13 protein-coding genes are annotated in these 11,840 nt (G+C 74.8%); 4 read left to right on the forward strand and 9 right to left on the reverse strand.

The genetic code is table 11. The annotated features are described in order from the left end of the window. Positions 1 to 283 precede the first annotated feature (283 nt). Entirely contained in the window at positions 284 to 952 is a 669-nt protein-coding gene (locus tag ADK86_RS10720; protein ID WP_107088450.1) for a hypothetical protein, read from the forward strand. A gap of 39 nt (positions 953 to 991) precedes the next feature. Here the strand turns inward: ADK86_RS10720 and ADK86_RS10725 are convergent, their stop codons facing one another. Genes ADK86_RS10725 through ADK86_RS10740 form a run of 4 tightly spaced genes read right to left on the reverse strand, consistent with a single transcriptional unit; the run spans position 992 to position 5,085 of the window. Next, positions 992 to 2,056 (reverse strand): ABC transporter substrate-binding protein, encoded by a 1,065-nt coding sequence (locus ADK86_RS10725; RefSeq protein WP_053696361.1) that lies wholly within the window; start codon positions 2,054 to 2,056, stop codon positions 992 to 994. A gap of 43 nt (positions 2,057 to 2,099) precedes the next feature. Further along, on the reverse strand, positions 2,100 to 2,975 hold the full coding sequence (locus tag ADK86_RS10730) for an ABC transporter ATP-binding protein (RefSeq protein WP_053696362.1): 876 nt from the start codon (positions 2,973 to 2,975) through the stop codon (positions 2,100 to 2,102). Next, entirely contained in the window at positions 2,972 to 4,060 is a 1,089-nt protein-coding gene (locus tag ADK86_RS10735; RefSeq protein WP_053696363.1) for a FecCD family ABC transporter permease, read from the reverse strand. The genes ADK86_RS10730 and ADK86_RS10735 overlap by 4 nt, the downstream gene beginning before the upstream one ends. Beyond that, positions 4,057 to 5,085, reverse strand: a complete 1,029-nt coding sequence (locus ADK86_RS10740) for a FecCD family ABC transporter permease (RefSeq protein ID WP_053696364.1) — start codon at positions 5,083 to 5,085, stop codon at positions 4,057 to 4,059. The genes ADK86_RS10735 and ADK86_RS10740 overlap by 4 nt, the downstream gene beginning before the upstream one ends. Before the next feature lie 91 nt (positions 5,086 to 5,176). Here ADK86_RS10740 and ADK86_RS10745 point away from each other — a divergent pair, with 91 nt between their 5' ends. Continuing rightward, positions 5,177 to 5,851 (forward strand): HAD family hydrolase, encoded by a 675-nt coding sequence (locus ADK86_RS10745; RefSeq protein ID WP_420718837.1) that lies wholly within the window; start codon positions 5,177 to 5,179, stop codon positions 5,849 to 5,851. Positions 5,852 to 5,856: 5 nt separating this feature from the next. Here the strand turns inward: ADK86_RS10745 and ADK86_RS10750 are convergent, their stop codons facing one another. Then, positions 5,857 to 6,096 carry a hypothetical protein gene (locus ADK86_RS10750; protein ID WP_053696365.1) on the reverse strand — a complete coding sequence of 80 codons (240 nt, stop codon included), beginning with the start codon at positions 6,094 to 6,096 and terminating at the stop codon, positions 5,857 to 5,859. A 197-nt stretch (positions 6,097 to 6,293) separates the two neighbouring features. On the opposite strand from ADK86_RS10750, the gene ADK86_RS45395 reads away from it, so the two are divergent. Further along, a complete protein-coding gene (locus ADK86_RS45395) occupies positions 6,294 to 6,677 on the forward strand; it encodes a cold-shock protein (RefSeq protein ID WP_030604011.1) in 384 nt (127 codons plus the stop codon). A gap of 10 nt (positions 6,678 to 6,687) precedes the next feature. Here ADK86_RS45395 and ADK86_RS10760 read toward each other — a convergent pair whose 3' ends face one another. The 4 genes from ADK86_RS10760 to ADK86_RS10775 are packed head-to-tail and all read right to left on the reverse strand — an operon-like array spanning position 6,688 to position 10,378. After that, positions 6,688 to 7,539, reverse strand: coding sequence for a 1,4-dihydroxy-6-naphthoate synthase (locus ADK86_RS10760; protein WP_053696366.1), 852 nt, complete (start codon positions 7,537 to 7,539; stop codon positions 6,688 to 6,690). Continuing rightward, positions 7,536 to 8,282 carry a futalosine hydrolase gene (locus tag ADK86_RS10765; RefSeq protein WP_053696369.1) on the reverse strand — a complete coding sequence of 249 codons (747 nt, stop codon included), beginning with the start codon at positions 8,280 to 8,282 and terminating at the stop codon, positions 7,536 to 7,538. Before ADK86_RS10765 ends, ADK86_RS10760 begins: the two co-directional genes overlap by 4 nt. 45 nt (positions 8,283 to 8,327) lie before the next feature. Next, complete coding sequence (locus tag ADK86_RS10770) at positions 8,328 to 8,840, reverse strand: hypothetical protein (RefSeq protein WP_030604020.1); 513 nt, start codon at positions 8,838 to 8,840, stop codon at positions 8,328 to 8,330. A 26-nt stretch (positions 8,841 to 8,866) separates the two neighbouring features. Beyond that, a complete protein-coding gene (locus ADK86_RS10775; RefSeq protein WP_078951986.1) occupies positions 8,867 to 10,378 on the reverse strand; it encodes an MFS transporter in 1,512 nt (503 codons plus the stop codon). A 409-nt stretch (positions 10,379 to 10,787) separates the two neighbouring features. Between ADK86_RS10775 and ADK86_RS10780 the strand changes: the two genes are divergently transcribed. Then, the gene (locus ADK86_RS10780) at positions 10,788 to 11,711 is read left to right on the forward strand and encodes a DUF3027 domain-containing protein (protein ID WP_053696367.1); all 924 of its coding nucleotides are present in this window, start codon (positions 10,788 to 10,790) and stop codon (positions 11,709 to 11,711) included. The last annotated feature ends 129 nt before the right edge of the window (positions 11,712 to 11,840 follow it).

An 11,840-nucleotide genomic window follows, 5' to 3' on the forward strand; every position in this document is an offset into this window, starting at 1 on the left:
CGGCGGCCCCCCCCCCGCCCCCCCCCCCCCCCCCCCCCCCGGCCCCCCCCCCCCCCCCCCCCCCAATCCCACCGACCGCCCCACCCGCCCCGCCCTCCCCAACCTCTCCGCCCTCGGCGAGGGCCTGCGCGAACGCATCGCCGGAAAGATCCCCGCCCCGCGCGACGGCCGGCGCCGCTCCGGCCGCGACCGCGAGCCGGAGCCGCCGCCCGCCGCGTCCCCGCCGCACCTCGCGGGCTTCGACGAACTCGGTGACGGCAGCGCCGAGCCCGACTGGTGGCGCGTGCAGGAGGACCCGTACGGGCCGTACGGGCCCGGCGAGACGGTGCCCGGATTCATCGGCGGCATCGAGATCCCCGAGATCCGGGAGCGCCCGCCGGGCGAGCGCGCGGACGGCCCGCTGTCCCTGGAGAAGGGCGAGCGGGACGGCGACGACGATGCCGAGGACATGGAGGACGCGGACGACGAGGCGGGCGGCGAGCACGGCGAGGAGGCGGCCGAGGCGCCGCGCGGCGTCCTGCCGCGCGTGCTCGCGCGGTGGCGGAGGACCGGCGCCGCCCCACAGCCGTACGCCGAGGAGCCCGAGGCGGTGGAGTACGCGCCGGTCGCGCGGGCCCCGCTCAGCCCGGTCCTGCTGCTGGCCGTGCTCCTGCTGGTGGCGGGCGCGGTGACCGGGGCCTGGCTCGCGCTCGCCGGAGGCTGGGTGATCGCGTACACCTCGCGGCGGCTGCCCCGCCGGGAGGCGAAGTTCGCGGCGCTGGGGGTGCCGGGAGTGATCGTCGGCGGGCTGGTGGTGTGGCTGTGGGGCCGGATCGACGGGCGGTGGGGCGAACCCATCGCCGAGGGGCAGCTGGGGCACGAGCTGACCGGGGTGCTGCCGGTGGTGGTCCGCGTCGCGGCCGTCGCCTCGGCCGTGTTCCTGGTGTGGCGGATGCGGCGGCAGCCGCGCTGACGGACGGCGGGCCCGCGCCGGGCGGGCCCGCCGCCCCGCCTACGGCTTCCCCAGCTTCCCCTCCAGCTCTCCCAGGACCTTGTCCGCCGCCGTGTACCCGATCCCCTGGATCCACAGCTCATCGTCGACGCGGAACGCCCGGCCGCTCTTGACCGCGTGCATGTTCTTCCACAGCGCCCCGCCGGTGACCTGCTTCTCCCTGGACTTCTCCGGGCTGCCGTAGGCCGTGTAGAAGAGCGCGTCCGCGTCCGCCTTGTTCATCTGCTCCGCGCTCACCTCGACCATCAGGCCGTCCGGCGCTCCCTCGACCACGCTGGTCGGGCCGGTGCCGGCGTCGTTCAGGACCGTGCCGATATAGCTGCGGCAGCCGTAGATGCGGGTGTCGGCACCCTCGACGAAGCGGACGACGTTCGTCGTGGTGCGCTGCGCCGCCGCGGCCCCGCCGAGCGCCGCGGTGACCCGCTCGGCGTGCGCCTGGTACGCGGCGACCGTCCGCCGCGCCTGCGGGATTCTGCCGAGCGCGTCGGCGTGGGTGGCGAAGTTCTGCTTCCACGGGTAGCCGGTGGTCTCCGTCATGACCGTGGGCGCGATGGCCTTCAACTGCTCGTACCGCTTGCCGTCGCGCACCTTGCTGGTCAGGATCAGGTCCGGCTTCAGCGCGGCGACCGCCTCCAGGTTCGGGGCGCCGATCCTGCCCACGTCCTCGATGCCCGCGACCTTGTCCTTGGGCAGATAGCCGGGGAAGCCCCCGGCCACGTCGGAGCGGGTGGCGCCGACCGGCGTGATCCCGAGTGTGATGGCGGAGTCCAGTTCCGCGGTGTCCAGGACGACCACCCGCCGCGGCCGGTTCGGCACCGTCACCTCGCCCTGCGCCGTACGCACCCGGTGCGTGCCCGCGCCCGCCACGGGCTTCGCCCAGGCCGTGGCGGGCTGCGCCGGGCAGTCGGCGGGCTCGGCCGACGCACCGGAACCACCCGCTCCGGACGAGCCGCCCGAGCCGCACGCGGCCATCGTCAGGGAGGCGGCCAGGGCGGCGGCCACGGCGAGGACGCCGCGGCGGCGCCCGGCCCACGGAACCGTACGGGGGACTGCGTGGAACGGCATGACGGACCCTTTCGGCAGCAGGGGTTGGCCGTACGGGGCGGCCCTAGGCCGGCCCGGGAACGACCGTGGCCCCTCCGCCCGGTGCCTGCCAAGGCCGCCCCGGGACCACCAGGGGCGAGCCCGTCACCGGATCGGGGACGACCACCGACTCCAGCCCGAACACCTCCCGCACCAGCCCGGCCGTCACGACCGCCGACGGGTGCCCCTGGGCGACGATCCGGCCCTCTTTCATCGCCACCAGGTGGTCGGCGTAGCGGGCGGCCTGGTTGAGGTCGTGCAGGACGGCGACGACGGTGCGCCCCCGGTCGTGGTTGAGCTGCCGTATCAGGTCCAGCACCTCGACCTGGTGCGCGATGTCCAGGTACGTCGTCGGCTCGTCCAGGAGCAGCAGGCCGGTCTCCTGGGCGAGCGCCATCGCGATCCACACGCGCTGCCGCTGCCCGCCGGACAGTTCGTCCACCGGCCGGTCCGCCAGCCGCGTCACGTCCGTACGGGCCATGGCCTCGGCGACGGCCCGCTCGTCCGCCCCGGACCACTGCCGCCACCAGTACTGGTGCGGCTGGCGGCCGCGGGAGACCAGGTCGGCGACGGTGATCGCCTCGGGCGCCACCGGGGTCTGCGGCAGCAGCCCCACCGCCTGGGCGATCTTCTTGGTGGGGATGCGGGCCAGGTCGGCACCGTCCAGCAGGACGGCGCCGCGGCGCGGCTTGAGCAGCCGGCCGAGCGCCCGCAGCAGCGTGGACTTGCCGCAGGCGTTGGGGCCGACGACGACCGTCACCGCGCCGTGCGGGATGTCGAGGTCGAGTCCGTCGACGACCGTACGGTCCTCGTAGGCCAGCGTCAGGTCCCGGGCCGCGAGCCGGCTGCGGGTGGGTGCCACATCCCGGGCGCCTCCCGCGCCCCCGGTGCCCTCGCTCACGCGCGTCCTCCCACGGCCCGGCTGCGGATGATCAGGTGGATCAGGTACGGGGCGCCGACGGCCGCGGTCAGCACGCCCACCGGCAGCTCGGTCGGTGCGAACAGCGTGCGGGCCAGCAGGTCCCCGAGCACGACCACGACCGCGCCCAGCAGCGCCGAGCACAGCAGCGGGACCTGCGCGGTACGGGTCAGCCGGCGGGCGGTCTGCGGGGCGAGCAGCGCCACGAAGTCGACCGGGCCCGCCGCGCCGGTGGCCATCGAGGCCAGCACCACGCCGAGCGCGACCAGGCCGAGCCGGGTGCGGTTCAGCCGTACGCCGAGCGCGGTCGCCGTGGCGTCGTCCAGCGAGACGGTGCGCTGGGCGCGGGCCGCCCACAGGACGGCGGGCAGCAGCACCAGCAGCGCCCAGCCGAGCGGCGCGGCCTCGGCCCAGCCGCGCCCGTTGAGCGAGCCGGTCAGCCACACCTGCGCCTGCTGGGCGACGAGGTAGTCGCCCTTGGTGAGGAACAGCTGGGTGACCGAGCGCAGCGCGACGGCGAAGCCGATGCCGATCAGCACGAAGCGGGTGGCGTGCAGGCCGCCGCGCCAGGCGAAGACGTAGCCGAGCGCGGCGGCGAGCACACCGCCCGCGACGGACAGGTACGGCAGGACGGTGTACGAGGTCACGCCGAACGTCATCGCGCCCACCGTCAGCGCGCTCGCGCCCTGCGTGACGCCGATGACGTCCGGGCTGGCGAGCGCATTGCGGGCGACGGTCTGGATCAGCGCGCCCGCGATCCCGAAGGCCGCGCCGACCAGCAGCCCGGCCGCCATCCGCGGCAGCCGCAGCGTCCCGACGACCAGCTCCGCCGAGGAGGGCCGTCCGAAGACGGCCTTCAGCGCCTCGCCGGGCGCCACGAAGGACTCGCCGACACACAGGTACGCCAGGCAGACGGCCGCGAGCAGCACGGCGAGCACGGCGGCGACGGCCACCGCCCGCCGGTGCACCAGGAAGGAGGCGCGCCCGGCGCGCACGAGGGCGTACCCGGCGGGCCGCGCACCCGCCGGCCGTACGCCGTCTCCGCAGCCGGTGGCCGGCGCCGTCACGCGGGCACCGCCTTCCGCCGTACCAGCGCCACCAGGAACGGCACCCCGATCAGCGCCGTCAGCACCCCCGCCGGCACCTCGGACGGCGGGAACAGCACGCGCCCGACGGTGTCCGAGACCAGCACCACGACCGGGCCGAGCAGCGCCGCCATCGGCAGCAGCCAGCGGTGGTCGCCGCCCACGGCCGCGCGGGCGATATGCGGTACGGCGAGGCCGACGAAGGCGATCGGCCCGGCCGCCGCGACACCCGCGCCGGTCAGCACGGTGGCGCCGAGCCCGGCCACGACGCGTACGGCCGCGACGTTCTGCCCCAGCCCCTTGGCCACGTCCTCGCCGAGCGCCAGCGCGTCCAGGCCGCGCGCGACGGCCAGCACCAGCACCGCGCCCGCCAGCAGGAACGGCCAGATCCGCGCGACGACCCCGATGTCCCGGCCGGTCAGCGAGCCGACTTGCCAGAACCGGAACTCGTCCAGCGCCGCCGCCTTCGTCGTCAGCACCGCCATGGTCACCGCGACCAGCAGCGCGTTGATCGCGGCCCCGGACAGCGCCAGCTTCACCGGCGTCGCGCCGCCCCGCCCCCTGGAGGCGATCGCGTACACGGCCACCGCCGCGATCCCGGCGCCCGCGAAGGCGAACCACACGTAACCGCCGAGGGTGTGCACCCCCAGGAAGGACAGCGCGAGGACCACGCCCACCGAGGCGCCCTGGCTGATGCCGAGGACGCCCGGGTCGGCGATGGGGTTGCGGGTGATGCCCTGCATGGCGGTGCCCGCGAGGGCGAGCGCGGCGCCGACCATCAGGCCGGTCAGCGTGCGCGGCAGCCGCAGGAAGCGCACCACCTGCGCGGCGTCGCCGTCCCCGCCGTACAGCAGCGCGTCGAACACCTCGGACGGCGCGAACGGGCGGCTGCCGACCGCCAGCGAGAGCAGCACCGTCAGCAGCAGCACGAGCACCGCCCCGGCCGTCCAGGCGGCGCGGCGTCTCACCAGGAAGGTTCTGGGGCTGCTGGCCCGGACGACTGGCATCGGCTCCGTTTCGCGGTGGCGCGGGCACGGGCGGTGGGCAGGTCAGGAGAGCGTAAGTCTACGGCCCGCCCCGCCGGGGCCATCGGCCACAATGGCCACCATGGCTTCGCACACCCCGGTCCCCGATCCCACGGTCGCCACCGCCTCGCAGACGCTCACCGTCGGCTTCGACCTGGACATGACGCTGATCGACTCCCGCCCCGGCATCAAGGCGGCGTACGAGGCACTGTCGGCCGAGACCGGGACGTACATCGACGCGGACGCGGCGATCACCCGGCTCGGGCCGCCGCTGGAGCAGGAGATCCGCCGGTGGTTCCCCGAGGAGCGGGTCGCCGAGGTCAGCGACCTGTACCGGTCGCTGTACCCGGCGCACGCGATCACCGGGACGCTCGCGATGCCGGGCGCCCGCGAGGCGGTGGCCGCCGTACAGCGCCACGGCGGGCGGGCCATCGTCGTCACCGCGAAGTACGAGCCCAACGCCAAGCTGCACCTGGCGCACCTGGACATCGCGGCGGACGCCGTCATCGGCTCGCTGTGGGCGGAGGCCAAGGCCGAGGCGCTGCGCGCGCACGGCGCGTCCGTCTACGTCGGCGACCACACCGGTGACGTACGCGGTGCGCACACCGCCGACGCGCTGTCCGTCGCGGTGGCCACCGGGCCGTGCGCCCCGGACGAGCTGAGCGCGGCCGGCGCCCACGTCCTCCTGGACGACCTGACCGGCTTCCCGGCCTGGCTGGAGGGGTACGTGGCCGGGCGGAACCGTTGAGTCCGTTACGCCGCGGAGGAGCGCGCCTGCCGCCGCTGCGCCGCGACGGAACGCAGCACTCCGGCCGCGGCGACGACGAAGCCGACGCCCATCAGCATGCAGACCCAGTAGAAGACGGACGGCAGCGGATCGGCCCCGATGAACAGCGGGGTGACGGTGGCGAGTGTGGCCACCGCGCCAATCAGGAAAACAATCGCGCCGATCCGCACCAGCAGATCCCCGGCCTGGGGAGTTTTGTCAGACACACGACCAGGGTAAGTCCGGGCCAGAAGCGCGGGGGAACCACCCGGCGACGTCTTGTCACCGGGCACCGGACCATTAGCCTTGGGGGGTGGCGGGTCAGGTGGCCCGCTGCACTGCTATCCAGAGCTGTTTTTTCCCGCAGGGAACACCGTAACCAGACCCCAGTGGTTTTCCGACGAGTACGAGGACGAGGACAGACGTGCCTACCGGCAAGGTCAAGTGGTTCAACAGCGAGAAGGGCTTCGGCTTTCTCTCCCGCGACGACGGCGGTGACGTCTTCGTGCACTCGTCGGTGCTGCCCGACGGCGTGGACGCACTCAAGCCGGGCCAGCGCGTCGAATTCGGCGTGGTGGCCGGCCAGCGCGGCGACCAGGCGCTTTCGGTGACGATCCTCGACCCCGCGCCGTCGGTGGCGGCGGCCCAGCGCCGCAAGCCGGACGAGCTGGCGTCGATCGTGCAGGACCTCACCACGCTCCTGGAGAACGTCGCCCAGCAGCTGGAGCGCGGCCGCTACCCCGACAAGGCACACGGCGGGAAGATCGCGGGCATGCTGCGCGCGGTCGCCGACCAGCTGGACGTGTGACGGCCGGCGGCTAGCCGAAATTCAGCGCATCGCGGCCGAGGGGCGGTACGAGCCCCTCGGCCGCGGCACGCGTGAGCAGGCCGCGGACCGCCGCGTAGCCGTCCTCGCCGAGGTCGGCGGTGAACTCGTTCACGTACAGGCCGATGTGCTGGTCGGCGACGGCCGGGTCCATCTCCTGCGCGTGCTCCAGCACGTACGCACGCGATGCTTCGGTGTCGTCCCAGGCCATCCGCACGGACGCGCGGGCAGCGGCGGCCAGCTCGCGCAGCCGCTCGGCGCCCAGCGACCGCTTGGCGATGATCGCGCCCAGCGGGATCGGCAGCCCGGTGGTGCGCTCCCAGTGCTCGCCCATGTCCGCGAGGCAGCTGAGCCCGTAGTTCCGGTACGTGAAGCGGGCCTCGTGGATGACCAGTCCGGCGTCCACCCGGCCGTCCCGCACCGCCGGCATGATCTCGTCGAACGGCAGCACCGTGACCTCGCCGACGCCGCCGGGCACCTCGTCGGCCGCCCACAGCCGGAACAGCAGATACGCGGTCGACCGCTCGCTCGGAACGGCCACCGTCTTGCCGGCCAGGTCCTTGGCCTCGCCCGGCTCCCTGGTGAGCACCAGCGGCCCGCAGCCGCGCCCCAGCGCGCCGCCGCAGGGCAGCAGCGCGTACTCCTCCAGCACCCACGGCAGCACCGCGTACGACACCTTCAGGATGTCGCCCTCGCCGCGCTCGGCCATGCCGTTGGTGATGTCGATGTCGGCGAAGGTGACGTCCAGCGCGGGCGCGCCCGGGACCTTGCCGTGCGCCCACGCGTGGAAGACGAAGGTGTCGTTCGGGCACGGCGAATAGGCGATCTTGAGCGGGTCGCTCATGGCATCCTCCAGGAGATCGGGGCCCCGGCCGCCGTCAGGACGCGGGGGAGCGCGGCGCAGGCGGCGGAGAGCGCGCCCAGCGCCTCCCCGATGCGCCACGCGGCGCGGTCGCGCGGGCCGACGGCGTTGGAGACCGTACGGATTTCGAGCACCGGCAGGCCCTGCGCGGCGGCGGCCTCGGCGACGCCGAAACCTTCCATCGCCTCGACGAGGGCGCGCGGGTGGCGGGCGGCGAGCCGCGCGGCGTGTTCGGCGCTGCCGGTGACGGTCGAGGCGGTGAGCACCGCGCCGCACGCCGCGCCGGCCGCCGCGGCGAGGGCCCGCACCAGGTCCGGCGGCGGGGTGTGGACGACGGTCCCGAAGCCGAGGTCGGTGACCGGTACGAAGCCGTCGGGCGTCTCCGCGCCCAGATCGGCCGCGACGATCTCGTCCGCGATCACGGTCGCGCCCACCGGGGCGCCGGGCGCGAAACCGCCGCCGATACCGGCGGAGATCACGAGGTCGTAGCCCGTTCCGCCGCACACCGCCGCGGTCAGCGCGGTCGCGGTGCCGGCGGCAGCGGCGGCCGGGCCGACACCGGCGGCGAGCACGTCGAGGACCACGGAGGGCCGCTCACCGGCCCGTACGCGGTGCAGCGCGCCGCCCGCCGGCAGCGCGACCACCTCGGCGCCACCCTCGCCGGCCACACCGGAGACCACCGCGTCGCGCTCGGCCGCGACGGCGGTGACGGCCAGGACCCGTATCTCGGTCACCTCATCACCACCGGCCTCGCGCGGACGTCAGCGGGCTCAGGACTCGGCGCGCTTGAGCTTGACGTTCCACACGCCGGTGTACTTGCCGCCCTTGGAGGCGACGACGGACACCACGGTGGAGTCGGCCAGGCTGCGGGTCTGCTGGTTGACGAAGAGCTGGTCGGCGCTGGCGACGACCTGGTACGTCTGCTTGCTCATGTTGGTGATCGGGCTGCTGTTGGACAGCGCGATCCAGCCGTCCTCCGCCACGTCCGGCTCGACGCCGAGCCGCAGCTTCTCACCCGGGTGCACGGTGATCGTCTTCTTGGGCTCGGTGGTCAGGCACTTGGTGAACTCGGCCTGCGCCTTCTTGTCGGTGGAGGCCAGATCGCCGAGCACCTTGCCGTCGTCGTAGCAGGCCGCCTCGGCGGTCACGGTGTCCTTGCCGGCGGTCACCGTGGCGAGCGGGGTCGGCTTCTCACAGGCGGAAAGGGTGACGAGCCCCAGGGACACGGCACCGAGGGCGGCAGCGGCGCGGCGGCCTGTGCCCCAAGAAGAGAACGCGGTCATGCGGGCAGGCTATCGGTCGGTTCCGCTCACGCCACACGAGGGTGGGGCGCGCCGTGCCGCGCCGCACCCAGCAGGCCCCGTACGGCCAGCGCCGCGCCCGCCGCCACCAGCGCCCCGGCCACCGCCAGACCCAGCGTCCCGCTCAGCGGCAGCGCGATCCCGACGGCGCCGCCGACCACCCAGGACAGCTGGAGCGCCGTCTCGGAACGGGCGAACGCCGAGGTGCGCACCTGCTCCGGCACATCGCGCTGGATCACCGCGTCCAGCGACAGCTTCCCCAGCGCCTGGCACAGGCCCGCCGTCGCCGCCGCTGCCGTCACCACCACGAGGGCCAGCACCGCGTAGAAGACCGCCGCGGTGACCGTGACCGCCAGCGCCAGCCCCAGCACCACCGCGATGATCAGCTCCGGGGCCCGGGACCGCAGCCATGCGCCCACCGCCGTCCCCAGCGCGTTGCCCGCGCCCGCCGCCACCGCCACCAGCCCCAGCGAGACCTGCGGCCCCAGCCCGCCCAGCGGGTGCTCGCGCAGCAGGAACGCCAGGAAGAACGTCAGCAGCCCGGACAGCGACCGCAGCGCGCAGTTCGCCTGGAGCCCGTGCAGTACGGACGGGCCCACCGTCCGCAGCCCCGGCCGCCGCCGGCCGGCCGGCGCCTTCCCCGGCCGCTCCCCGGCCCGCTCGTCCTCCTCCGCCGACGCCAGCCGCGCCCGCCCCTCGCCCTTCGCCGAGTCCACCTTGTGCGGCAGCGAGAACGACAGGAAGGTGCCCGCCACGAACACCGCGAATGCCCCGTACAGCGGCCAGCTCGTCCCCACCAGATGCAGCGCGCCGCCCACCGGCGCCGCGGCCCCGGTCGCCAGCAGCCCCGCCAGCGTCACCCGGGAATTGGCCTTCACCAAAGAGATACGGGGCGGCAGCAGGCGCGGGACGACGGCGCTCCGCACCACTCCGTACGCCTTCGAGGACACCAATACGCCCAGTGCCGCCGGATACAGCTCCAGCCCGCCGCCCGCGACCGCGCCCGCCATGGTCAGCGCGAGCAGCGCGCGGGCCAGCATCGACCCGGCCATCGCGGCCCTGCGGCCGTGCGGCACCCGGTCCAGCAGCGGCCCCACGACCGGCGCCAGCAGCGCGAACGGCGCCATCGTCACCGCCAGGTACAGCGCCACCCGGCCGCGTGCCTGATCCGTCGGCACCGAGAAGAACACCGTCGAGGCCAGCGCAATGGTGATCATCATGTCACCGGCCGAATTCACCGCGTGCAGCTCGATCAGCTTGCCGAGACCCGACTCGCCCGCCCCGTGCGCGTGCGTCGCGCGCCGTATGCCGCGCCCCGCCGCCGCGAACGGGCGGCGCAGCGCCCGGCCCGCCGCGCGGCACGCCCGGCCGCCGCGCCCGTCGGATCGCGTGGACGCGGTCGAGGCCCGCGCCCCCTTCGGGGCACGCGGGCCGGTGGAAATCCGCGAAGCCTTGGCGATCCGCGGGGCCCGGGCCGATTTCGCGCTCCACGGGCCGAAGGCCCGCGACGCCCGTGGCATCCGCGGCAGCCTCGTCCTCCTCGACGCCCGTCCGGCAGCCACGCAGCAATAGTGCCCCCAACTCGCCCGGGCCATGGCTCTTTGCACGGCCTGTCGCGCCGCGCCGCACGGCCGGTGGCCGCTGCCGGTGACATTTGCCGCTCCCGCCGAGGGGCCGCACACCGTTGAAGGGGTAGCGTGTGTAGCGCGCCACCGGCGGTCGTTCTTGGCCGCGCGCCTTGTCGCGATCCCGCAGAATGGTTCGTAAGAGGTGCGCTCGACCGAGATGACCGGGCGCGGACGTCGACGCGGTCCCCAGGTCCGCTCCGCCCGCCCCGGCACGCCGGTCGTCCGGACAGGACAGGACAGCTCCGGCTGGCGCACTCGTGAGACGGCGTGGAAGAGAGAATCGATTCTTGTGAGTGCTGCGATGCGAAGCCGTACCCCTGACCGCCTGTGCGCCGAGGCGGTCGACCTTGCCCGCACCGCGGCCGAGGAGGCCGCCGCCCCGGGAACGGTCGGCGAGCACGTCGATGCCGTCGCCGACGGGGACCGCGTCGTCACCCACCTGTTCGAATGCAAGGAACCCGGCTACCGGGGCTGGCGCTGGGCCGTGACCGTCGCCCGCGCGTCCCGCGCCAAACACGTCACCCTCGACGAGTCCGTCCTGCTCCCCGGCCCCGACGCGCTCCTCGCGCCCGAGTGGGTGCCGTGGAGCGAGCGGCTGCGGCCCGGGGACATGGGGCCCGGTGACCTGCTGCCCACGGAGGCCGAGGATCTTCGGCTCGAACCCGGGGCCTTCGGCGGGGCCGATGGCGCCGACGGCGCCGATGGTGCCGATGGCGCGCGGGTCGCGCCGGGGGTTGCCGAGCTGGCGGACGCCGAGGACGCGGACGTCGAGCCCGGCTCGCCCGCGGTCCAGCCCGACACGACCGCGCGTGGCAGCATCGCCGCCGTCGCCGAGGAGCTGGGCATGGGGCGCCCCCGGGTCCTCTCCCGCTACGGCCTGCATGTCGCGGCCGACCGCTGGGAGGAGGCGTACGGCCCCAAGACCGCCATGGCCCAGGCCGCCCCTGCCAACTGCGTCTCCTGCGGCTTCCTGGTCCCGCTGGCGGGCTCCCTCCGCCAAGCCTTCGGCATCTGCGCCAACGAGTTCGGTCCCGCGGACGGTCACGTCGTCTCCCTCGGCTACGGATGCGGGGGCCACTCCGAGGCCGCCGTCATGCCGAAGCCTCCGCGGCCGGCGCCGCCGGTGATCGACGAGACCGTTGTCGATCCGTTGCCGTTGCGGCCGGATCGGGATGGGGGGTCTGTGGAGGAGTCGGGGCCGGGAGAAGAGTTCGGCCACAGCTAACTGCTGTCGCGGCGGGTTGGGGGTCCTGGACCGCGCTTCGCGCGGATACGCATTGCCTGGTCTGTGGGGCGGGGGTGCGCAGGGGGCCATCTCCTCGGCGCCTGGAGCGGCCGAAGTGTATGGACGCAA

The organism is Streptomyces sp. NRRL F-5755, from assembly GCF_001279365.1.
Classification (GTDB): Bacteria; Actinomycetota; Actinomycetes; order Streptomycetales; family Streptomycetaceae; genus Streptomyces; species Streptomyces rimosus.

Coding starts and splice junctions, on each gene's coding strand:
- ADK86_RS10780 (WP_053696367.1), top strand. CDS start 10,788: ATGCGAAGCCGTACCCCTGACCGCCTGTGCGCCGAGGCGGTCGACCTT.
- ADK86_RS10760 (WP_053696366.1), bottom strand. CDS start 7,539: ATGAGCGACCCGCTCAAGATCGCCTATTCGCCGTGCCCGAACGACACC.
- ADK86_RS10725 (WP_053696361.1), bottom strand. CDS start 2,056: ATGCCGTTCCACGCAGTCCCCCGTACGGTTCCGTGGGCCGGGCGCCGC.
- ADK86_RS10740 (WP_053696364.1), bottom strand. CDS start 5,085: ATGCCAGTCGTCCGGGCCAGCAGCCCCAGAACCTTCCTGGTGAGACGC.
- ADK86_RS10775 (WP_078951986.1), bottom strand. CDS start 10,378: ATGCCACGGGCGTCGCGGGCCTTCGGCCCGTGGAGCGCGAAATCGGCC.
- ADK86_RS10745 (WP_420718837.1), top strand. CDS start 5,177: ATGGCCACCATGGCTTCGCACACCCCGGTCCCCGATCCCACGGTCGCC.
- ADK86_RS10770 (WP_030604020.1), bottom strand. CDS start 8,840: ATGACCGCGTTCTCTTCTTGGGGCACAGGCCGCCGCGCCGCTGCCGCC.